The sequence below is a fragment of the Pseudomonas sp. PDM27 genome, from assembly GCF_019219205.1.
Taxonomy (GTDB): Bacteria; Pseudomonadota; Gammaproteobacteria; order Pseudomonadales; family Pseudomonadaceae; genus Aquipseudomonas; species Aquipseudomonas laurylsulfatiphila.
Genome location: NZ_JAHUWF010000005.1, coordinates 217,448 through 237,760, shown reverse-complemented (window position 1 = coordinate 237,760; position 20,313 = coordinate 217,448). Strand labels below are relative to the sequence as shown.

Below are 20,313 nucleotides of genomic sequence, written 5' to 3'. Positions count from 1 at the left end.
ATCGCAAGGTCACCACAGTGGTGGCTTGCCGCTTGTAGCTAGAGGCTTGCCGCCGCTTTTACGCTATAATCCCGCCCTTTAGCTGTCTCTCGCCCCCTTGCGAGGGCACATTAATTTTTGAGGCGCTTGCGCCTGCATGCAGACTAAAGAGGCTAGACCCCTGTGGCATTGACGATTCTTGGCCTGTCCGGCGCCCTTAGCCATGATCCTTCCGCAGCCCTGTACATCGACGGCAAGCTGGTCGCGGCGGCTGAAGAGGAGCGCTTCGTACGCGATAAACATGCAAAGAACCGCATGCCCTACGAATCGGCGAAATTCTGCCTGGAACAGGCTGGCATCAAGCCGTCCGACGTTGACGTGGTAGCGATCCCGTTCGCCCCGATCAGCCTGTTCGGCAAGGCCCGCTGGCAGTACGCCAAGCGTTACTGGTACGCCCCGGACCGTGCACTCGACGCGATCCTGATGGGCAACCGTCGCTACAAGCGCTATCGCAACAAGATCGTCTGGTGCCTGGAGCAACTGGGCTTTGATCCGAAGAAGATCAAGATCGAGCCGGTCGAACACCACCTGGCCCACGCTTCCAGCGCCTACCACTGCTCCGGCTTCAAGGAAAAAACCGCGATCCTGGGCATCGACGGCAAGGGCGAGTACGCCACGACCTTCTTCGGTTATGGCGTAAACGGCAAGATCCACAAGATCAAGGAATTCTTCGATCCGGACTCCCTCGGCGGCCTGTACGGCGCGATCACCGAGTTCCTCGGTTTCGACATGCTCGACGGTGAGTTCAAGGTCATGGGCATGGCGCCGTACGGCGACGCCAGCAAATACGATTTCTCGCGCCTGGCTTCGTTCGAAAACGGCGAACTGGTGATCAACACCGACTACGCCAACGTCATCGGTCTGCGTCGCTATAAAGAGAAGGGCAAGGGTTACTACTTCTCGCCGAAGCTGATCGAGTGGCTGGGTCCCAAGCGCGAAGGCGACATCGCCGACGAGCCTTACATCCACTACGCCGCCAGCATTCAAGCGTTGTTCGAAAAGATTGCGCTGCAGATGATCGACTACTACCTGGGCGACGTGCTCAAGGAAACCGGCAAGCTGGCCTATGCCGGTGGCTGTGCGTTGAACGTCAAGCTCAACCAGAAAATCATCGCCCGCGAGGACGTCAAGGAGCTGTTCGTACAGCCGGCGTCCGGTGATGCCGGCACCGCGGTCGGCGCCGCGGCTTATGTGTCTCACGCCCGTGGCGTACCGGTGGAGAAGATGGAACACGTCTACCTCGGCCCGTCGTACAGCAACGAAGACGTGATCGCCGCCTGCGCCCGTCACGAGAACAAGCCGACCTGGCGCAAGCTCGACAACATGCCGGAGCAGATCGCCAAGATCATGGTCGACGGCAACCCGGTGGCCTGGTTCCAGGGCCGCATGGAGTTCGGTCCGCGTGCACTGGGTGGTCGTTCGATCATCGGTTGCCCGAGCGTGCCGGGCGTGGCTGATCGCATCAACCACCAGATCAAGTTCCGCGAGCGCTGGAGGCCTTTCTGCCCGTCGATGCTCGACACCGTGGCGCCGCAGATGATCAAGATCGATCACCCGGCTCCGTTCATGACCTTCACCTTCGAAGTGGCGGAAGAATGGAAGACCCGCGTGCCGGAAGTCGTCCACGAAGACGGCACCTCCCGCGCCCAGGTGCTCAAGCGCGAATACAACCCGCGCTACTACGACATGATGAAAGCGCTGGAAGTGCTCACCGGCAACGGTGTGTCGCTCAACACCTCGCTCAACCGTCGCGGCGAACCGATGATCTGCTCGCCGACCGATGCGCTGAACATGTTCTTCGGTTCGGATCTACAGTATCTGATCATGGAAGACATCTTGGTGGTCAAAGAGGGCGCAAACGCCTATGACACGTTCGGCTGAACGTCATGTGCTGCAGTTCTGCCACGGCTATGACGGGCCGTTCCTGGATTGCGCACGGCAGTACGCCAGCCTGTTCGCGGGGACTGGCTATCGCGTGACCACGGTGTTTCTCACCGGGGTTGCCGATGCCGAAGTCGCCGCGGGCTGCGCCTCCGACGAGGTGCTGTTCATGGAGTACAGTTCCAAGGCCATTCGTGGCCTGAAACTGGGCGCCATCGGCGATCTGCGCAAGATCGCCGCGTCGCGCAACTTCAGTTTCTGCATCGCTCATCGCTTCAAGCCTATTTATATCGCCCTGCTCGGTACGTCGTTGCCGGTCATTGGCGTGCACCACGGGTTTGAAGACTACAAGCGCGGCAGCCGCAAACTGTTCGCCCATATATTCCGCAAGCGTTTGAGCCTGCTCGGTGTGTCCGACGCGGTGCGCGACGACATGCGCAGTTGCCTGTCGAAGTGGCCGGCTTCGCGAATTCAGACGTTGTACAACCGCATCGACGTCGATGCCTTGCAAGCCACGCAGGTGTCGGCTCGCGAGGCCCGGGAAACCCTCGGGCTGGCGGCGGATGCCTGGATTGTCGGCAACGTCGGACGCCTGCATCCGGACAAGGACCAGGCCACGCTGCTCGACGGTTTCGCCGAGGCATTGCCGCAGTTGCCGGCCAACAGCCAGTTGGTGATTCTCGGCAAGGGGCGCCTGGAGGAAGACCTCAAGGCTCGGGCCCGCGAGCTGGGTATCGGTGACCGGGTGCTGTTCCTCGGCCAGGTACCGGATGCGCGCAACTATTTCCGCGCCTTCGATGTGTTCGCCCTGAGTTCCGATCACGAACCGTTCGGCATGGTGCTGCTGGAGGCCATGGCCGCCGGCGTACCCTTGCTCGCCACGGCGTGCGGCGGAGCGAAAGAAGTGGTCGAGGGCGTGGGCATCCTGTTCCCGTTGGGCGATGCCGGACATCTGGCCCAAGGACTGCAACACCTGGCTGCCATGGATGATCAGCAACGCCGGCAGTGTGCCGAGATGATGCTCGAGCGCTTGCGCGAACGCTTTTCCGACCGCGCAGTGCGCGATGCTTTCTGGCACTTGCCGCACGTTACCGAACTGGCACAGAGGGGCTGATGCTCAACCGATTTCAAGGCTGGCGCGAGCGTGGCTGGGCGGTAGTCGACGCCTCGACTTACGCCGAAACCTGGCAGCGTTATGGCGGCAGCGTCGCGACTCATCCCATGGTGGTCGAGCGCCTGGCGCAACTGGCCGACATCCCGGTGCGTTACCTGGCCTGGATGCAGGGTGGCGAGGTCAAGGCGGCGATCCCGACCTGGGGTCGCGACCTGGCCTTGTCCAAGGACGTGCTCAAGCGTCGCGGCAAAAAAGGTCTGTTCGACCTGGGCAATGCTGAAATCATCCTGCCGGCCGCGGCCGATACCCAGGCGCCTTTGCGCCATCGCGGGCGCTATCTGTCGGCGTTGAACGAGGGGCGGTTCACCGGCATCCGCTTGCAGACCGAGCAACTGGCCATGGCTCGTACCCCCGAAGAGCTGTCGAAGAAATTTCGCTACAACCAGCGCCGTGAATTGCGTCTGCTGGAAGAGGCCGGGGGCGTGGTGCGGCCGGTGTCCGAATTCTCCAGCGCTGAGCTGGCGGCGATTTATTGCGACCTGTTCCAGCGCCGCTGGGGTTTCCCGGCGACGGGTGCCGAACGCATGGCCGAGGTCATCGAGTTGCTGCGCGAGTTGCTGATCGGTTCGGTGATTTTTCTCAACGATGCGCCGATTGCGATTCAATTGGTGTACCGCGTCGAAACCCCGCAGTGGATCAGCGTTGAGTACATCAACGGCGGGGTCGATCCCGAGACTCGCGAGTTCAGCCCCGGCAGCGTGCTGAGTTTTCTCAATACGCAAAGCGCTTGGGAGCATGCCCGGGCGCAGGACAAGCCGTTGCGTTTTTCTTTCGGTCGCGCCGACCGTGAATACAAGGATCGCTGGTGCAACCCTGTGCCGGTCTTCACCGTATGAGCCAAGCCATGAGCCGCAAACAGCAACTGCTCAAGCGCCATCGGCGCACTAAACGTATCGGCCTGTTGATTGCGCTGGTGCTGTTGATCGTCATCGGTGTGCTGGTGGCCTGGTGGTTGCCGCTGGTGCTGGCGGCTCTGGGCTGGATAGCCCATGAAGCCTGGTTTGCCGACCATCTGTTCTACTCGCCGAAAGACGATTATCAGTACAGCTTTCCCCCGTACACGCCACAGCCCAAGGTGCACCTGAGCGGTGAACATTTGCGGCTGGACGAGGGCGTGATGCTGGTCGACGACGCGACGCTGGTGCTGGCCCTGCGGGTAAAAAGCACCTGGTTGGGTCGTTTTTTCGATCCGGTGGTCGAGTTGGCGGGGGGCGAAAACCCTGACCGACAAACCTTCGAACGGGGCGTAAACGGCCTGCGTTACCTCAATCTCAGTGGTCAGGCTCAGGCGCTGTCCCGTGGTGACCTGCGCTTGCGCGGGCGTTTCTGTCGGGTGTTCGGTGAGCCGGTGCTGTGGGCGCTGGAACATCCGGATTACCGGCGTCAGCGGGTGATGGTCATCGCGCCCCACGCCGATGACGCCGAGCTGGCAGCCTACGGTTTGTACAGCCAGGCCGACGAAACCTGGATCGTCACGCTGACAGCCGGTGAAATCGAAGCCGAACACTACCGGCAGATGGGCCTGAACAAGGTCGATGCAGCCCGCTTGAAAGGCCGTCTGCGCACCTGGGACAGCATTGCCGTGCCGCGTTGGGCCGGTGTGCCCGAGGCCCGCTGCGTACAGCTGGGTTATTTCTGCCTGCAACTGGCGAGCATGCAGGCCGCGCCTGGTTTGCCGGCGGGATCGCGGGAAGCCGACCTGAGCGACACCCGACTATTTCGCCAGCTGAATCCGTTCACGCTGCCAGGCGATGCCGATGGCGCGCCGACCTGGAACAATCTGCTGGCCGATCTGCGCGAATTGCTGCTGCAGGCCCGGCCCGAGGTCATCGTGCTGCCGCATCCGACCCTGGATCCGCACCCCGATCATATCTGCGCCCAGGCGGCAGTCCTCGAGGCCTTGCAAGGCCTGGACTGGCAACCGACCACGCTGTTGGGCTACGCCAACCACTTGCACGACAACGACCGTTGGCCGATGGGCGATAGCGGTGACGGCATCGCCTTGCCGCCGGCCTTCGATTCCGTCCAGCCGATGCAGCCTTATTGCCTGCCGATGCCGCTGGAGCAACAGCGGGACAAGGCCATGGCGTTGGGCATGATGCACGACCTGCAGCCGCCGATGCCGTTCAAGCGCCGCCTGCGTCGCTTGATCCAGCGGTTGTTGGCCGGCCGGGTGCCGCCCACCTATGGCGAGAACGAGTTCTTTCGCAAGGCCGTCCGGCGCCACGAGCTTTTGTGGTCCATCAAGCACACACCAGGCAATGTTTTTCAGCGGGGAGAGTTATGAGTCAGCGGTCAAAGGTCCTGCAGCTGCAGCCTGACTACAACGTCAAAGCCCATGATTTCGCCGACCTCGCGGAGCAAATCGTCAAGGCCCTGCCCACCGATCGATATGAAGTGACCGCCGCGTTTCTGCGGGGCAAACCCGGGCCGGGCGAAGCGGTGAGCCGGGCCGACCGTTCGGTGTACTTCGAGTTTTCCGACAAGTCCCTCAAGGGCATGCGCCTGCGGGCGATGTGGCAGCTGTACAAGTTCTGCCGCCGGGAAAAATTCGATGTGGTGATCTGCAACCGCTTCAAGCCGGTGAACATGATGCTGGCGCTCAACCGCTGGTTGAAAGTGCCGTTGTGCATCGGCATTTCCCATGGCTTTGGCGAGTACGACCGTTTTTACCGGCGCCGCCAGACCCAGCGCCTGATCGATCGTCACTGGCGTTTCGTCGGCGTGTCGCCAGCGGTAAAGCAGTATCTGCTGGACTGTGACTGTGGCTTCACCGACCAGAATACCTATGCCATCACCAACGCCATCGACATCGAGCAGGCCGAGGCTTTGCAGCACAGCCGCGAGAAAGCCCGTGAAATGCTCGGCATCGATCCGTCGGTACGACTGATCGGTGCACTGGGGCGGCTGGTGCCGGTCAAGGGTCATATCTATTTGCTGCAGGCCTTTGCCGCACTCAAGGACAAATACCCGAATACCCAGCTGGCGATCATCGGTGCCGGTCGCGAAGAGTCGCGCCTGGCCGCGGAAATCGACCGCCTCGGCCTCGGCGGTCGCGCCCATTTGCTGGGGTTCAAGGAAATTGCCCTGCAGTACATTCGTGCGTTCGACATCTGGACCATGCCTTCCCTGGCCGAGGGCCTCGGGTTGGCGCTGCTTGAAGGCATGAGCGGGCATTTGCCGGTGATTGCCTCGAACGTGCCGGCCATGTTGCCGCTCATCGAGGGGGCCGGTGGCCTGGCGATTACGCCCAAGGATGTGCCGACGCTGCAGGCTGCGCTGGACACCTACCTCGGGCTGTCGGATGACGAGCTCAAGGCCAAGGGCGAGCAGGCTTTCCGTTATCTGCAACAACACCATGACATCGAGGAGTTCCGTCGCGAATACCTCAATCTGATCGACTCCGGCCTGGAACAGGCCCGCAAGGAACAGCCATGAACGACGCGCAACCCATCGTCACGGTCATTATCGCGTCGTACAACCACGGTCCCTACATCGAGCAGAGCATTCTCAGCGTCCTCAACCAGACCTATCGGAACATTGAGTTGCTGGTGGTCGACGATGGCTCGAAGGACGACAGCGTCGAGCGGATCAAGGCGTTGCAGGTCACCCACGGTTTCGACTTCCGGGTCCAGGAAAACCAGGGGCTGACCAACACCCTCAATGGTGCGATTGCCCGGGCAAAGGGCAGCCTGATCGTGCCGTTCGGTTCGGATGACATCATGTTGCCGGAGCGAATCGCCATCCAGGTCGCGCATATGGACGGCAAGCCCGAGGTCGGCATTTGCGCCGGCAACATCGAGCTGATCGATGCCGACGGCAATCTCTACCCGGAGAAGCGCCAGCGCCGGGATGTGCCGTTCCGTCGCCTGGACTTCGATGACATGTTCCTGGAGCGCAAGCCCTATCCTCCGGCACCCACCCTGATGATCCGACGCGAAGCGCTGGAGAAGGTGGGCGGTTTCGACCCGACCATTCGCCTGGAAGATTTGCTGATCGAGTTGAAGGTGACCCATGCCGGTTACTTCATCGATGGTCTGAACGTGTTGATGGCGCGCTATCGCAAGCACGCCACCAACTCCTACAAGAACCACCGCTTCATGATCGACAGCATCCTGCGCACCTACGCGCTCTTCAGCGATCACCCGCTGTATGACGAGGTGCGCTACAAGTTTCTCAATTCCATGTTCCTCAAGACCGCCAACCGTGATCGCAAGCTGGCGCGTGAGTTGCTGGCGCAGATTCCCTTCAAGGCCTGGAACAAGAAAACCTGGCGCGGGTTGGGCCGGATGTATTTCTCGCGGCTGGAGAAAGACTGAGCCAGGGGCTTGAGGCTTTGCCCGGCGCGGTCGCGATAGCCGGCCGGTAGGCCGTTATCGCGATCAGCGGGCTGGTTTACGTCATCAGTGAGCTTGGGCCGAAGGGCTCCCGGCCAGCACTTGCCTGTGCAAATTATCCACGTCGGCTTTCGAGGCCACCGCGGCGTATCCCTGCAGCAGCGCTTCGAAGTGGTCCTCGAACAGCCAGCGCCGATCTTCTGCGTAGCGCTGCATATGGCGCAGATTACGCCGGCGCAGGGAAGGGCTCAGTGATGATGGGTAGACTCGCAGGTCGGCCAGGTCGATCAGGCCGAACTCGCCGTCCTCCAGCACCAGCACATTGCCCAGGTGCAGGGAGCGGAAGTAGATCCCTTTGTGATGCAGTTGAGCCATGAACTTGCCGAAGCGCTCCACCAGTGCCTGGCGCACCGCCGGCGCGGTGATGCCTTGCAGGATCTGGCGCAGCGTGTTGCCCGGCAACGGTGAGTAGTGCACCCCGGTGCTGCCGTCTTCGAATCGGTAGAGATCGAGGATTTGCGGGGTCGGGATGCCTATGCCGCGCAGTTGCACACTGTTGACGGCAAAACGATCGGAATAGGGCGTGAAACTACCCGAGGTATACCAGCGGCGACGGCGGAACAGCTTGAGAAAGCTGCCGTCGGTCAGGCGCAGGACTTTGGGCCCCAAACCGTCTTCTTCGATGATCCGGGCATCGGCAATCAGCTGCTGCAGGGCGCTTGGCGTCGCGGCCTTGATCGGCGTGTCCAGAAGGCGTCTGGCCCGTTGATTGATGCTCAAGGCGGCAACCAGCGCCAGGGGGATCCACAGCAGGAACCAGTGCTCCTTGGGGCGCGAAATAATCCCGCCACCTTCAGTCAGGCCCGCGCCGATACCGAAGGCCAGCCAGGCCGAGGCAATGATGAACAGCGGTTGCACGCGATGGCGCTGGCTACTGATGAGGCCCCATGCGAGGAAGAACAGCCATGGCAGCAGGCCGATAATGCCGACGTAATAGAGCACGCCCAAGGCAAAGCTATGGGGTTCTTGCAGGGTGTAGCCGACGCCCGGGTCCAGGCTCAACTTGGCGTTGTAGCCATGTCCGATCCACGGATGGTCAGCGATCCTGCCCAGGGTCAATTGCCAGAGCTCGATGCGGAAGGAGCTGCCTCTTGCGATGATTTTGTCCGCAAATAGCGCGAAAGTCGCCGTTCCGGCGATGAACATGGAGGCAAGCAGGAGGACCGAGCGTCGATTCCAGCAGATGAAACACAGCCACAGCGCGGCGATCGTCAGCGCAACCAGTGGTGTCCTGGAACCGGTGGCCAGCACGGTGGCGAACATGATCGCCATCGCTGGCAAGCTCAACCAAAGTATCCGGGGGCGCTTGCAGGTCATGCTCAGGCTTAGCCAGTAGGTACAGAAAAAGCCGAAGACGTGGGAGCTGAGCAGTGGATTGTCGAACGCGCCGACACCGATCAGGCGCATTTCCGGCTGGTAGATCAGGCCGAACCTGTACAGGTTGTAAGCCGAGCTGATCAACGCCACCGTCGCGGCGCAGAACAGCAGGGGTTGAATGATTTCGCTGCGATAGCGCACCAGCAGGTAGCAGCCAACGAACAGCATCAGGGTATGCAGCGATGGTTTGATCTGACCGGCCGGGACGTCATTTTCCGGCCCCCAGTTCAGGCTGAGCAATGCCCACGCCACAAACAGCAGGACTGCAACGACGATCGGTTCGTTCAGCAGCTCCTTGGCGAGCCGCGGCCGCAGGCACAGTGCAATCAGTGCCGGAATGCTGAAAAGGCCATAGTAGAGTTTGTGATGCTCACTGCGCCCCGGCAGGAAAAACAGTGCGCAAAGCAGCAATAAATAACCGAGTGGAAGGATCCACAAACAAATGAAATCGAAGATTCTATTGGACGTGCTGTTCAAAGCGTTTAAATGCATGCTGAGTAACTTATTCCTGAAATGAGCGACCGTACCAAGGCAGGGACAGCGGGTGGCTATTTGACGCGCCACAATACACAGACTGTATGCGATTGCCAGAACCCTGGGGAAGCTGTGCTAAAGTCAGCGTCCTTTTCATCGACATTCGCGTGATATGACCGACTCCAGTCTCTCCGCAAGCCCATCGAGCTTGAAAATCTACTTCCGCCTGCTCGGCTATGTCCGGCCGTATATCAGCCTGTTCCTGATCAGCATCGTCGGCTTTCTGATTTTCGCTTCGACGCAGCCAATGCTGGGCTACATCCTCAAGTACTTCGTCGACGGTCTATCCAATCCTGAAGCGGCGCTGTTTCCAAGCGTGCCCTACCTGCGCGACCTGCAACTGCTGCAGGCGGTGCCGTTGCTGATCATCCTGATCGCTGCGTGGCAGGGGCTGGGGTCGTACCTGGGCAACTACTTCCTGGCCAAGGTTTCCCTGGGCCTGGTCCATGACTTGCGGGTCCAGCTGTTCAACAACCTGCTGGTGTTGCCGAACCGGTATTTCGACAAGCATAACTCGGGGCACCTGATTTCACGTATCACCTTCAACGTGACCATGGTCACGGGGGCGGCAACAGATGCGATCAAGGTCGTAATTCGTGAAGGCATGACGGTGGTCTTCCTGTTTGCCTCGCTGTTGTTCATGAACTGGCGCCTGACGCTGGTGATGGTCGCCATCCTGCCGCTGATTGCCATCATGGTGCGCACGGCCAGCAAGAAATTCCGCAAGCAAAGCAAGAAAATCCAGCTGGCCATGGGGGACGTGACGCACGTGGCGTCCGAAACGATCCAGGGCTATCGCGTGGTGCGCAGCTTCGGCGGTGAAAAGTACGAAGAGAAACGCTTCTTCGACGCCAGCCAGGGCAATACCGACAAGCAATTGCGCATGACCCGCACCGGCGCAATCTATACGCCGCTGCTGCAACTGGTGATCTACACCGCCATGGCCGTGCTGATGTTCCTGGTGCTGTTCCTGCGTGGCGATGCGTCCGCCGGCGACATGGTGGCCTACATCACCCTGGCCGGCCTGCTGCCCAAGCCGATTCGCCAGCTGTCCGAAGTCAGCTCGACCATCCAGAAAGGTGTGGCCGGTGCTGAAAGTATCTTCGAGCAACTGGATGTCGAGCCTGAAGTCGATACCGGTACCGTCGAGCGTGATGTCGTCAGCGGCCGCCTGGACGTGCGCAACCTCAGCTTCACCTACCCTGACACCGAGCGCCAGGTGCTCAATGACATCAGTTTCTCGGTCGAGCCCGGGCAAATGGTGGCGCTGGTGGGGCGTTCGGGCAGCGGCAAGTCGACCCTGGCCAACCTGATTCCGCGTTTCTATCACCACGACAAGGGCGAAATCCTCATCGATGGCGTCGAAGTGGAGCAGTACAAGCTGTTGAACCTGCGGCGGCATATCGCCCAGGTGACTCAGCACGTGACCCTGTTCAGCGACACGGTGGCCAACAACATCGCCTATGGCGACCTGGCCGGCGCACCCCGTGAGGACATCGAAAAAGCGGCGAAAGATGCCTACGCGATGGACTTCATTGCTCAATTGCCCGAGGGCCTGGACACCCAGGTCGGGGAAAACGGCGTGTTGCTCTCCGGTGGCCAGCGTCAGCGCCTGGCGATTGCCCGGGCGCTGTTGAAGAATGCCCCGCTGCTGATTCTCGACGAGGCGACTTCGGCACTCGATACCGAGTCCGAGCGGCATATCCAGGCCGCCCTGGATCAGGTCATGAAGGGGCGCACCACGCTGGTGATCGCTCACCGCTTGTCGACCATCGAGAAGGCCGACCTGATCCTGGTCATGGATCAGGGGAAAATCGTCGAGCGCGGCACCCACGAGCAACTGCTGGCGCAAAACGGCTACTACTCACGCCTCAACGCGATGGGCCTCGACGCCCCGGCCGAAGACATCGCCTGACCCCGAAGGGGCGAGCCTGGCTCGCCCTTTCGTGCCGGTGCCGTCGCCTGGCGGTTCTTTTGCTCAAAAAATGAGCAAAAACACCCGGCAAATCATCCCGTTGCAGCCACCGCACAAGCCGATGCCAACCCTGTGTTAATATCGCGCCCCTGTTCATTCTGTATGTGGGTTGCACCATGAAGTTGTCCATGCCGCGATTCGATCAAGCCCCTGTCTTGGTGGTCGGCGATGTCATGCTCGACCGTTACTGGCATGGTGGTACCTCACGGATTTCCCCTGAGGCGCCGGTGCCGGTGGTCAAGGTCGATCACATCGAGGACCGTCCGGGTGGCGCTGCCAACGTTGCCTTGAACATTGCCGCCCTGGGGGCTCCGGCCTCGCTGGTCGGTGTAACCGGCGACGATGAAGCCGCCAATAGCCTGGTCAACAGCCTCAAGGGTGCTGGCGTGCGCGCCATCTTCCAGCGCATTGCGCACCAGCCGACCATCGTCAAGCTGCGGGTCATGAGTCGTCACCAGCAACTGCTGCGTATCGATTTCGAAGAACCCTTCGCCACCGACGCGCTGGCATTGGCCGCGCAGGTCGACGAGCTGCTCGAAGGCATCAAGGTGCTGGTGTTGTCCGACTACGGCAAAGGCGCACTGAAAAATCATCAGGCGCTGATCCAGGCCGCCCGGGCCCGCGGTATTCCGGTGCTGGCCGATCCAAAGGGCAAGGATTTTTCGATCTACCGTGGCGCAAGCCTGATCACGCCGAACCTCAACGAATTCGAAACCATCGTCGGTGGTTGCGCCGATGAACACGATCTGGTCAACAAGGGCGCGCAACTGATGCACGACCTGGACCTCGGTGCCTTGCTGGTGACCCGTGGCGAGCACGGCATGACCTTGCTGCGTCCGGATCATCCGGCGCTGCACTTGCCGGCCCGTGCCCGCGAAGTGTTCGACGTGACCGGTGCCGGCGATACAGTGATTTCCACCCTGGCAGCAGCAATTGCCGCTGGCGAAGAACTGCCTCACGCAGTGGCCCTGGCCAACCTGGCGGCCGGTATCGTGGTCGGCAAGCTCGGTACGGCGGCCATCAGTGCACCGGAACTGCGTCGTGCAATCCAGCGCGCAGAGGGTTCCGAGCGCGGTGTGTTGGGTCTTGAGCAGCTGTTGCTGGCGGTCGATGATGCCCGCGCGCATAACGAGCGGATCGTGTTCACCAACGGTTGCTTCGACATCCTGCATGCCGGCCACGTGACCTATCTGGAACAGGCGCGGGCCCAGGGCGATCGCCTGATCGTCGCGATCAACGACGATGCATCGGTCAGCCGCCTGAAAGGGCCGGGCCGTCCGATCAACAGTGTCGACCGGCGCATGGCGGTGCTGGCCGGGTTGGGCGCGGTGGACTGGGTCATCAGTTTCCCGGAAGGCACCCCGGAAAACCTGCTGAGCGCGATCAAGCCGGACGTGCTGGTCAAGGGTGGCGACTACGGGATCGACCAGGTGGTCGGCGCGGACATCGTGACGGCCTACGGCGGTACCGTGAAAGTGCTGGGGCTGGTGGAAAACAGCTCGACCACGGCGATTGTGGAGAAGATCCGCAAGTCCGAATGAAGCCGTAAAAGATCGCAGCCTCTGTAGGAGCGAGCTTGCTCGCGATGGACGTGAACGATACCGCGTATTGACTGATTGAATGCGGTGCCGCTGAGTTCATCGCGAGCAAGCTCGCTCCTACAGGGGCTGCGATCTTTTGCTTTTAAGAGCTGACCTTTTTGCGCGGCACGATTTTCTTCAGCAGCAGCTTGGCCTTCCCGCGCAACCGCGCCAAACCCGAATCCTTCCCCGGCGGGGTCAACCCCTGCTGCCTCACCCAGTCCTTCCAGCGGATTCGTTCATCGCGCACCAGCCAGCCTTCCTGTCGGGCAAAGCTTTCGGCCAGGTACAGGCCGCGGGTGCTGGCCGGGTGCAGTTGATCCTTTTTCAGGGTGTAGAGCTCAGCCATCGGGTGGCCGTCCTGCAAGGGCATCAAGTACAGATCGGGGCGCTTGCGGTCGAGACGGGCGACGAGTTGATCGCCTTCGAGCCTTTCATCGACATGGAACAGGCTCAGGGACTTGGCTTCCTTGGGAACGTCCAGGCGCAGGTCGTAAATCAGTTGCAGCGACGCCGTCGGCAAATGCACGTAAGCCCGCGGACGCTCCATCAACGTCAGGTTGGCGCAACGCACCGGCCGCGCCGAGCCGGACAGTGGCGACAAGCGAAACGGCAGGGCTTCGCGGTAATGCAGGGCGGCCGAGTAGGGGGCCGGCAGCCAGGTGTCATTGAACCGGCCACCGAGCCAGCCCTCCGGGGTTTCCAGCAGGCATTCTTCGGCAATCTCCTGGATCGCCGTGTGCAGGGGGAGGTTCAGTTCGTGGGCCGGCACATAACCGGAGATCAGCTTGAGCACCACGTCGCCACGGTCCTGCCGACGCTGACGCACCAGCACCCAGTAGTCGCGATTCTGCCAATGCAGGGTCAGGCGCACCGAGACCCCGAGATTGGCCAGTTCCAGGGCAAAGCGTTCGCTGTCGCCGACCGTGACCGGCCGACGACGTTGCAGGGTCTGGGAGAAATTCAGCGGCCTGCCGACGCTCTGGTAACTCAGGCCTTCAGGAGTCGCTTCGACGAATAACGGCAGGGTCTTGAAGTTGCTCGGGTTCTTTCTGATGAGCGTGCGCGACATGTCGGCTCCTGCTTAAGGCCGCGTGAGCGGCGTCAGTGGCTACGTAGGACCTGGGCAACGGTCGCGACATTGTGGGCGAGGTGCAGCGGATTGATGGTCCCGACAATAGCACTGGCAACACCCGGATGTTCAAACAGCAACTCGAAACTGGCGCGCACCGGGTCCACGCCCGGACTCAGGCATACGTGACCGCTGGCGAGGGCTTTCTTGACCAGAATGGCTTTGCCGTGTGCAGCAGCATAGTCAATGACGGCCTTCTCGTTTTGTTCGTTCAGATTGTAGGTGACCATCGCGCAGTCGCCTTGCTCCAGCGCCTTCAAACCGCCTTCGACGGTCTTGCCGGAAAACCCGAAGCCGCCAATCTTGCCTTCGGCCTTGAGTTCGGCGAGGGTTTCGTAGACTTCGCAGTCATTGAGGATCGCCAGGTCGTTGCCATCGGAGTGCACCAGCACCAGGTCGATGAAGTCCGTTTCCAGACGTTGCAGGCTGCGCTCTACCGACATGCGCGTGTGTGCCGCGCTGAAATCATGACGGGACTGGCCGTCGGCAAATTCTTCACCCACCTTGCTGACAATCACCCAATCCTGACGCTGACCGCGCAGCAGCGGGCCGAGGCGTTCTTCGCTGCGGCCATAGGCCGGGGCCGTGTCGATCAGGTTGATGCCCAGGTCGCGGGCGAGCTTGAGCAGCATGCGCGCTTCATCGTCATCGGGAATCCGGAAGCCGCTGGGGTATTTCACGCCCTGGTCGCGGCCCAGTTTCACCGTGCCCAGGCCCAGGGGTGAAACCAGCAGGCCGCTGCTGCCCAGGGGGCGATGCAAGTCATGCAGGGTCGGTTGGCTCATGGCAACAGTTGCTCCCAGGCCGGTACGCCCATCGGTGGCTTCGGCAGTTCAGGCAGCGCTGCCGGGTGGCCTGGCTGGATACCGTCGCGGGTCAGGCTGGCGATCACGCGGTCAGCGAAGTCCGGCGCCAGGGCGAGTTTGGTTGGCCAGCCCACCAGCAGCCGGCCTTCTTCTGCGAGAAACGCATTGTCGGGGCGGGTCAGGCCCGATTGCAGGGGTTCGGCGCGATCCACGCGCAGGGTGGCCCACTGCACCGTGCTCAAGTCGATCCACGGCAGCAACTGGCCGAGTTCTTTCTGGGCGGTGGCGATTTGCTCCGCAGGCTCACGGAGTACGCCTTCGCTTTCGGCGATGTCGCCCCCCATATACCAAACCCATTGACCGTCGGCGGCCGGGTGGGTGGTGACGGTAATTCGCGGTTTGGTGCCGCCGCCCAGGCAATGGGCGTACAGCGGTTTGAGGCTCGGCCCCTTGGCGATGATCATGTGCAGCGGTCGACGCTGCATCGCCGGCTCGCTGAGGCCCAATGCTTCGAGCAGTTGCGCCGTGCCTGCACCGGCGCTCAAGACGATGCGCTGGGCGCGGATCTCGCGCTCATCGACGATCAGGCCGACCAGCTTGCCACCCTCCAGCAGCGGTTCGATCTTCTGCCCGGCGAGCAAGCCGTCACCGGCGAGGTCGGCCAGGCGCTGGATCAGGCTCGGCACATCGATCACCAGTTCCGCCAGGCGATAGACCTTGCCCTTGAAGCGCTTGTCCTGCAGCGCGGGCGGCAACTGGTCGCCCTTGACCTGATCGACGCGACCGCGCACGGCCTTGCTGGCGAAGAAACTGGTCAGGTTGCCGGCGAGGGTGCCAGGGGACCACAGGTAATGGGCTTCGGAGAGCAGGCGCACACCAGACAGGTCCAGCTCGCCGTCACCGGCCAGGGCTTCACGCCAGCGGCGCGGCATATCGGCGATGGCTTCCGAAGCGCCGGTCAGGGCACCGTGCAATGCGTACTTGGCACCACCGTGGATAATGCCCTGGGACTTCACGGTCTGCCCGCCGCCGAGGCTGGCGCTTTCCACCAGCACGGTCGAAAAACCCTGGCGGCGCAGGCGCGCGTTCAGCCAGAGGCCGGCGACACCAGCGCCGACAATCAGAACGTCGGTGGAAATAACGGATGGCATGCAGCGACCTCTGTGTTCAAGACGAGGGCGCAGTATACAGACTCGAAGATTGGAGGGGCTGACGCCAGTACTCTCGAGCCAACGAGTAACCCTGTGGGAGCGTTTCGAGTTCTAATGCCCAGCAGTCTTGGAGAAGAGCTGGATGACCACAACCCCCAGCACAATCAACGCCATCCCCAGCATCGCCGGCACATCCAGCTTCTGCCCGTAGATAAACAGCGCCGCGACGCTGACCATCACGATCCCCATGCCGGCCCAAACGGCATACGCCACACCCACGGGAACGCTGCGCACCACCAGGGTCAGCATCCAGAAGGCAATGCCGTAGCCGAGGATGACCAGCACCAGTGGCAGCGGGGTGCTGAGACCTTTGACGGCTTTCATCGAAACAGTGGCAATCACTTCGGCGCAGATGGCAATGGCCAGGTAGTAGTAAGCGGTCATGGGTCAATCCTCGTGTGAAGTGTTGCTCTCTGAGGTCGGCATTCTAGTGATTTGCCAGATGCGGTAAAGTCATTACCTATCTGTTCAAGAGATGGGTTGAGCCATGAGCATGCAGTGGAATCTGGAGCAACTGCGGTTGTTTGTCAGCGTAGCGGAGCAGCGTTCGTTTTCTGCCGTGGCGCGGGATCAGCGCAAGGCGCAGTCGGCGGTCAGCAGTGCGATAGCGTTGCTGGAGGATGACCTGGGCATCAGCCTGTTCGACCGCAGCAGCGGCCGTCAGCCGAAGCTCACTGAAGCCGGTACCGCTTTGCTGGACGAAGCACGGGAAGTGTTGCGTCAGTGTGAACGACTCAATGGCCGGGCATTGGCGATGATGCGCGGCCAGGAGGCACGACTGCGCGTGGCGCAGGATGAGGCGATGCCTTATCAGCCGATCATCGAAAGCTTCGAGGCCCTGGCGGAAAAATTCCCCAGCCTTGAAGTGCAACTGACCAGTGCCGCCCAGGGCGATGTCGCGCGCAAGCTGGTGGAGCGGCGCGCAGACCTGGGGTTGCTGTTCTTTCACGATCAGATTCCCGAGGCGCTTGAGCGTCGTGTGCTGGGCAGCGTGGAAATGGTCACGGTGTGCGGCAAGGATCATCCGTTGGCCGGCAAAGGCACGGTGGACGGCCAGCAGTTGGCGCAGCATCGGCAGTTGCTGATGTCCACGGAGTCGAGCATTTATCCCGGCAGTGATCCCGCCAGCCCGCAAGTCTGGCGCGCCGACAGTTTCTATGTAATGGCCGAATGGCTGGTGCGCGGCCTTGGCTGGGCGTGGCTGCCGCGCCACGTGGTGCAATACCCGACGTATCAGAACCAGATGGTCGAACTGGTCAGCGAATGGACCCCGCCAGCCCTGGTGGTGGAATTGGTATGGCGCCGGGACGAGCCGCTTGGTCCGGCCGCGCGCTGGCTCGCCGAACGTTTTGCCGTGCACTTGCAGACGATTGGCGAAAAAAGCCGATAAACTCCGCCGCCATGAATAGAACTCTCTACACCGCGCTGTTTTATCTGGGGCTGCCATTGGTAGCGATTCGGCTTTGGCTGCGCGCGCGCAAGGCGCCGGCGTATGCCAGGCGCATCGGCGAGCGCTTCTCCTACGGGATGCCGGCGATGAAACCGGGCGGCATCTGGGTGCATGCCGTGTCGGTGGGCGAAAGCATTGCTGCTGCGCCGATGATCCGCGCCTTGCTGGCGCGTTACCCGAATCTGCCGATCACCGTGACCTGCATGACGCCGACCGGTTCGGAACGCATCCTGGCCCTGTTTGCCAATGAGCCGCGCATCCAGCACTGCTATCTGCCTTACGATTTGCCGTGCGCCGCCCGGCGCTTCCTCGATCGGGTCCGGCCGAAACTGGCGGTGATCATGGAAACCGAGCTGTGGCCCAACCATATCCATCAATGTGCCAAACGCGGGATTCCCGTAGCGCTGGCCAATGCGCGACTGTCCGAGCGTTCGGCCAAGGGCTACGGCCGGTTCCGCAAGCTGACCCAGCCGATGCTGGCCGAGATGAGCCTGTTCGCGGTGCAGACCGAGGCCGAAGCCCAGCGCTTCCGTGATCTGGGCGCGCGGACGGAAACCGTCGAGGTCACCGGTTCGATCAAGTTCGACCTGACCATCGACCCGCAACTGCTCGAGCGCGCCAGCCAGTTGCGCGGGCAATGGCAGGCGCTGGAGCGACCGGTGTGGATCGCGGCCAGTACCCATGACGGCGAAGACGAGGTCGTGCTGGCAGCTCATCGTCAGTTGCTGGCCAGTCACCCCGATGCGTTGCTGATTCTGGTGCCGCGTCATCCGGAACGCTTCAATTCGGTGTACGGGCTGTGCCAGCAACAAGGGTTTGCCACAGTCCGGCGCTCCAGTGGCGACGCGGTCGGTGCCGATACTTCAGTGTTGCTGGGCGACACAATGGGTGAGTTGCTGTTTCTCTACGCTTTGGCTGACAGTGCTTTCGTCGGCGGCAGCCTGGTGCCGAACGGCGGGCATAACCTGCTGGAGCCGGCGGCCCTGGCCAAACCGGTGCTGAGCGGGCCGCATCTTTTCAACTTCCTCGAAATCGCTGCGCAATTGCGCAGTGCCGGGGCGTTGCAGGAAGTGGAGGATGCCGAAGGGTTGGCGGTGGCGGTGCAGCGGCTGTTCGAACTGCCCCGTGATGCACAGCGCATGGCAGAGGCCGGGTTGAAGGTGATGCGCGCCAACCAGGGGGCGTTGCAGCGCTTGCTGGACGGGTTGGGGCGGTTGATCGAGCGGTAGACCGAGTCGTCGGACAGAAAAAGATCGCAGCCTGCGGCAGCTCCTACAGCAGGCTGCGATCTTTTGCTTTATTGCTCCGGTCGCGCCTTCAACTGCTCCTCTGCCGCCTTGGCCAGATCCGGTGGCAGGAAATCCTTGTCCGGGTTGTAGTTGGGATTGAGCCAGCGTGCGAGGTTTTGCAGGTCTCCAGGATTCAACGTGCCGGCCTGTTGCTTCAGGCGCAGGTTGTCGAGGATGTAGTCGTAGCGGGTGTTGTTGTAGTCGCGCACCGAGTTGTAGAGCGAGCGCTGCGCATCCAGCACGTCGACGATGTTTCGCGTCCCCACCTGATAGCCGATTTCAGTCGCTTCCACCGCGCTCTGGTTGGAGATGATCGATTGCTTGCGCGCCTGTACCTGCTCGACATCGGTGTTCACCGCGCGGTGCAGGTCGCGGGTGTTTTCCACGATGCTGCGGCGCAGGGCTTCGCGTTGCTGCTCGGTCTGGTCCAGTTGTGCATACGACTGGCGCACCTGGGAGTTGATCAGGCCACCACTGTAGATCGGGATGTTCAGTTGCAGGCCGACGGTGGTTTGATCGACGTCGCCACCGTACGCCTGGGGCAGGTTGTTCGGGTTGCTGAAGCCCAGTGCATCGTTGTCGCCTTTCTCGTACTTGGCGATCGCGTCAACCGTTGGCAAGTGCCCGGACTTGCGTTGCTTGAGGGTTTGCTCGGCGGCGCTGACGGCATAGTTGCTGGCCAACAGATTGAGGTTCTGCCTGCCCGCGGTTTCGACCCAGGCCTTGGCGTCGTTCGGTACTGGCGGCAGGATCGGCAGGTTATGGCTGATGCCCCAGATCGAGTTGTACTGACGGTTGGTCAGGGTGATCAATGCTTCAAAGGCGTCGTCCACCTGGCGCTGCGCAACGATGCGGTTGGCGCGTGCGGTGTCGTAGCTGGCCTGTGAGTTCAATACGTCGGTCTTGTCCGAGAGGCCGACATCGAAACGCTCGTTGGATTGATCGAGCTGGCGTTTGAACGCCGCTTCTTCGGCCTTGGTCGAGGCCAGGTTGTCCTGGGTGCGCAGCACGTTGAAATAGCTGTCGGCGGTTTGCAGGATCAGGTTCTGCTCGGTCGCCGAGAGTTGCAGGGCGGCCTGTTCGTTGACTTCCTTGGCGGCCTGGAACTGGAACCAGCGGTCGGCCCGGAACAGCGGCTGCGCCAAAGTGGCCTGGTAGGAATGAGCATCGCGGTTGGACGTGCCCGAGGGTTGATCGAGCGAGGTCCGCACCTCGGAAACATTCGCGCCACCGGAGAGGTTCGGCAGCAGTCCGGCGCGGGCCTGGGGGACGACTTCCTTCTGCGCGCCGTATTGGGCGATGGCAGCCGCCAGATCGGCGTTGTTGTTGACGGCTTCCTGATAAACGCTGACAAGGTCCGTCTTGTTCGATAAGGGCGCATCTGCTGCCCAGGCCAATCCGTTGGACGCACAAGACACGGCAAGGGCCAGTGAGAGTTTGCGCAGCATAGACGATCCCTAGAATTGAT

At 61.7% G+C, this 20,313-nt stretch carries 16 protein-coding genes; 10 read left to right on the top strand and 6 right to left on the bottom strand.

Annotation, left to right across the window (positions count from 1 at the left end):
• The first annotated feature begins 162 nt into the window (after window positions 1–162).
• From KW838_RS13285 to KW838_RS13260, 6 genes are read left to right on the top strand one after another with little or no spacing between them, the layout of a single operon-like run.
• Window positions 163–1,920: a carbamoyltransferase gene (locus tag KW838_RS13285; RefSeq protein ID WP_218501293.1), complete on the top strand. Its 1,758-nt coding sequence runs from the start codon at window positions 163–165 to the stop codon at window positions 1,918–1,920.
• Complete coding sequence (locus KW838_RS13280; protein ID WP_218501292.1) at window positions 1,904–3,034, top strand: glycosyltransferase; 1,131 nt, start codon at window positions 1,904–1,906, stop codon at window positions 3,032–3,034. The genes KW838_RS13285 and KW838_RS13280 overlap by 17 nt, the downstream gene beginning before the upstream one ends.
• Window positions 3,034–3,930 carry an antimicrobial resistance protein Mig-14 gene (locus KW838_RS13275; RefSeq protein WP_218501291.1) on the top strand — a complete coding sequence of 299 codons (897 nt, stop codon included), beginning with the start codon at window positions 3,034–3,036 and terminating at the stop codon, window positions 3,928–3,930. The genes KW838_RS13280 and KW838_RS13275 overlap by 1 nt, the downstream gene beginning before the upstream one ends.
• 8 nt (window positions 3,931–3,938) lie before the next feature.
• Entirely contained in the window at window positions 3,939–5,381 is a 1,443-nt protein-coding gene (locus KW838_RS13270) for a PIG-L deacetylase family protein (RefSeq protein WP_218501290.1), read from the top strand.
• Window positions 5,378–6,532 (top strand): glycosyltransferase family 4 protein, encoded by a 1,155-nt coding sequence (locus KW838_RS13265; protein WP_218501289.1) that lies wholly within the window; start codon window positions 5,378–5,380, stop codon window positions 6,530–6,532. The genes KW838_RS13270 and KW838_RS13265 overlap by 4 nt, the downstream gene beginning before the upstream one ends.
• Complete coding sequence (locus KW838_RS13260) at window positions 6,529–7,413, top strand: glycosyltransferase (RefSeq protein ID WP_218501288.1); 885 nt, start codon at window positions 6,529–6,531, stop codon at window positions 7,411–7,413. Before KW838_RS13265 ends, KW838_RS13260 begins: the two co-directional genes overlap by 4 nt.
• A gap of 84 nt (window positions 7,414–7,497) precedes the next feature.
• Here the strand turns inward: KW838_RS13260 and KW838_RS13255 are convergent, their stop codons facing one another.
• Window positions 7,498–9,360, bottom strand: coding sequence for a bifunctional O-antigen ligase/aminoglycoside phosphotransferase family protein (locus tag KW838_RS13255; RefSeq protein ID WP_218501287.1), 1,863 nt, complete (start codon window positions 9,358–9,360; stop codon window positions 7,498–7,500).
• A gap of 154 nt (window positions 9,361–9,514) precedes the next feature.
• Between KW838_RS13255 and msbA the strand changes: the two genes are divergently transcribed.
• Both msbA and hldE read left to right on the top strand, forming a co-directional pair.
• Window positions 9,515–11,317: a lipid A export permease/ATP-binding protein MsbA gene (gene msbA / locus KW838_RS13250; RefSeq protein WP_218501286.1), complete on the top strand. Its 1,803-nt coding sequence runs from the start codon at window positions 9,515–9,517 to the stop codon at window positions 11,315–11,317.
• Between the two features lie 176 nt (window positions 11,318–11,493).
• Window positions 11,494–12,918 (top strand): bifunctional D-glycero-beta-D-manno-heptose-7-phosphate kinase/D-glycero-beta-D-manno-heptose 1-phosphate adenylyltransferase HldE, encoded by a 1,425-nt coding sequence (gene hldE / locus KW838_RS13245; RefSeq protein WP_015093200.1) that lies wholly within the window; start codon window positions 11,494–11,496, stop codon window positions 12,916–12,918.
• Between the two features lie 142 nt (window positions 12,919–13,060).
• On the opposite strand, the gene KW838_RS13240 is transcribed toward hldE, so the two are convergent.
• From KW838_RS13240 to KW838_RS13225, 4 genes are all read right to left on the bottom strand, one after another.
• Entirely contained in the window at window positions 13,061–14,029 is a 969-nt protein-coding gene (locus KW838_RS13240) for a hypothetical protein (RefSeq protein WP_007977441.1), read from the bottom strand.
• 32 nt (window positions 14,030–14,061) lie between these two features.
• Entirely contained in the window at window positions 14,062–14,874 is an 813-nt protein-coding gene (locus tag KW838_RS13235; protein ID WP_007977442.1) for an aldo/keto reductase, read from the bottom strand.
• Entirely contained in the window at window positions 14,871–16,046 is a 1,176-nt protein-coding gene (locus tag KW838_RS13230) for an FAD-binding oxidoreductase (RefSeq protein ID WP_102698638.1), read from the bottom strand. Before KW838_RS13230 ends, KW838_RS13235 begins: the two co-directional genes overlap by 4 nt.
• Before the next feature lie 111 nt (window positions 16,047–16,157).
• Window positions 16,158–16,490 (bottom strand): multidrug efflux SMR transporter, encoded by a 333-nt coding sequence (locus tag KW838_RS13225; protein ID WP_007977444.1) that lies wholly within the window; start codon window positions 16,488–16,490, stop codon window positions 16,158–16,160.
• Between the two features lie 103 nt (window positions 16,491–16,593).
• Between KW838_RS13225 and KW838_RS13220 the strand changes: the two genes are divergently transcribed.
• On the top strand, window positions 16,594–17,496 hold the full coding sequence (locus KW838_RS13220) for a LysR family transcriptional regulator (protein WP_173900784.1): 903 nt from the start codon (window positions 16,594–16,596) through the stop codon (window positions 17,494–17,496).
• Window positions 17,497–17,507: 11 nt separating this feature from the next.
• Complete coding sequence (gene waaA, locus KW838_RS13215; RefSeq protein ID WP_218501285.1) at window positions 17,508–18,785, top strand: lipid IV(A) 3-deoxy-D-manno-octulosonic acid transferase; 1,278 nt, start codon at window positions 17,508–17,510, stop codon at window positions 18,783–18,785.
• A 68-nt stretch (window positions 18,786–18,853) separates the two neighbouring features.
• Here waaA and KW838_RS13210 read toward each other — a convergent pair whose 3' ends face one another.
• Window positions 18,854–20,293 (bottom strand): TolC family outer membrane protein, encoded by a 1,440-nt coding sequence (locus KW838_RS13210; RefSeq protein WP_102698640.1) that lies wholly within the window; start codon window positions 20,291–20,293, stop codon window positions 18,854–18,856.
• Between the last annotated feature and the right edge of the window lie 20 nt (window positions 20,294–20,313).

Coding starts and splice junctions, on each gene's coding strand:
- KW838_RS13225 (WP_007977444.1), bottom strand. CDS start 16,490: ATGACCGCTTACTACTACCTGGCCATTGCCATCTGCGCCGAAGTGATT.
- KW838_RS13275 (WP_218501291.1), top strand. CDS start 3,034: ATGCTCAACCGATTTCAAGGCTGGCGCGAGCGTGGCTGGGCGGTAGTC.
- KW838_RS13255 (WP_218501287.1), bottom strand. CDS start 9,360: ATGCATTTAAACGCTTTGAACAGCACGTCCAATAGAATCTTCGATTTC.
- waaA (WP_218501285.1), top strand. CDS start 17,508: ATGAATAGAACTCTCTACACCGCGCTGTTTTATCTGGGGCTGCCATTG.
- hldE (WP_015093200.1), top strand. CDS start 11,494: ATGAAGTTGTCCATGCCGCGATTCGATCAAGCCCCTGTCTTGGTGGTC.
- msbA (WP_218501286.1), top strand. CDS start 9,515: ATGACCGACTCCAGTCTCTCCGCAAGCCCATCGAGCTTGAAAATCTAC.
- KW838_RS13235 (WP_007977442.1), bottom strand. CDS start 14,874: ATGAGCCAACCGACCCTGCATGACTTGCATCGCCCCCTGGGCAGCAGC.
- KW838_RS13240 (WP_007977441.1), bottom strand. CDS start 14,029: ATGTCGCGCACGCTCATCAGAAAGAACCCGAGCAACTTCAAGACCCTG.
- KW838_RS13220 (WP_173900784.1), top strand. CDS start 16,594: ATGAGCATGCAGTGGAATCTGGAGCAACTGCGGTTGTTTGTCAGCGTA.
- KW838_RS13280 (WP_218501292.1), top strand. CDS start 1,904: ATGACACGTTCGGCTGAACGTCATGTGCTGCAGTTCTGCCACGGCTAT.
- KW838_RS13265 (WP_218501289.1), top strand. CDS start 5,378: ATGAGTCAGCGGTCAAAGGTCCTGCAGCTGCAGCCTGACTACAACGTC.
- KW838_RS13270 (WP_218501290.1), top strand. CDS start 3,939: ATGAGCCGCAAACAGCAACTGCTCAAGCGCCATCGGCGCACTAAACGT.
- KW838_RS13260 (WP_218501288.1), top strand. CDS start 6,529: ATGAACGACGCGCAACCCATCGTCACGGTCATTATCGCGTCGTACAAC.
- KW838_RS13210 (WP_102698640.1), bottom strand. CDS start 20,293: ATGCTGCGCAAACTCTCACTGGCCCTTGCCGTGTCTTGTGCGTCCAAC.
- KW838_RS13230 (WP_102698638.1), bottom strand. CDS start 16,046: ATGCCATCCGTTATTTCCACCGACGTTCTGATTGTCGGCGCTGGTGTC.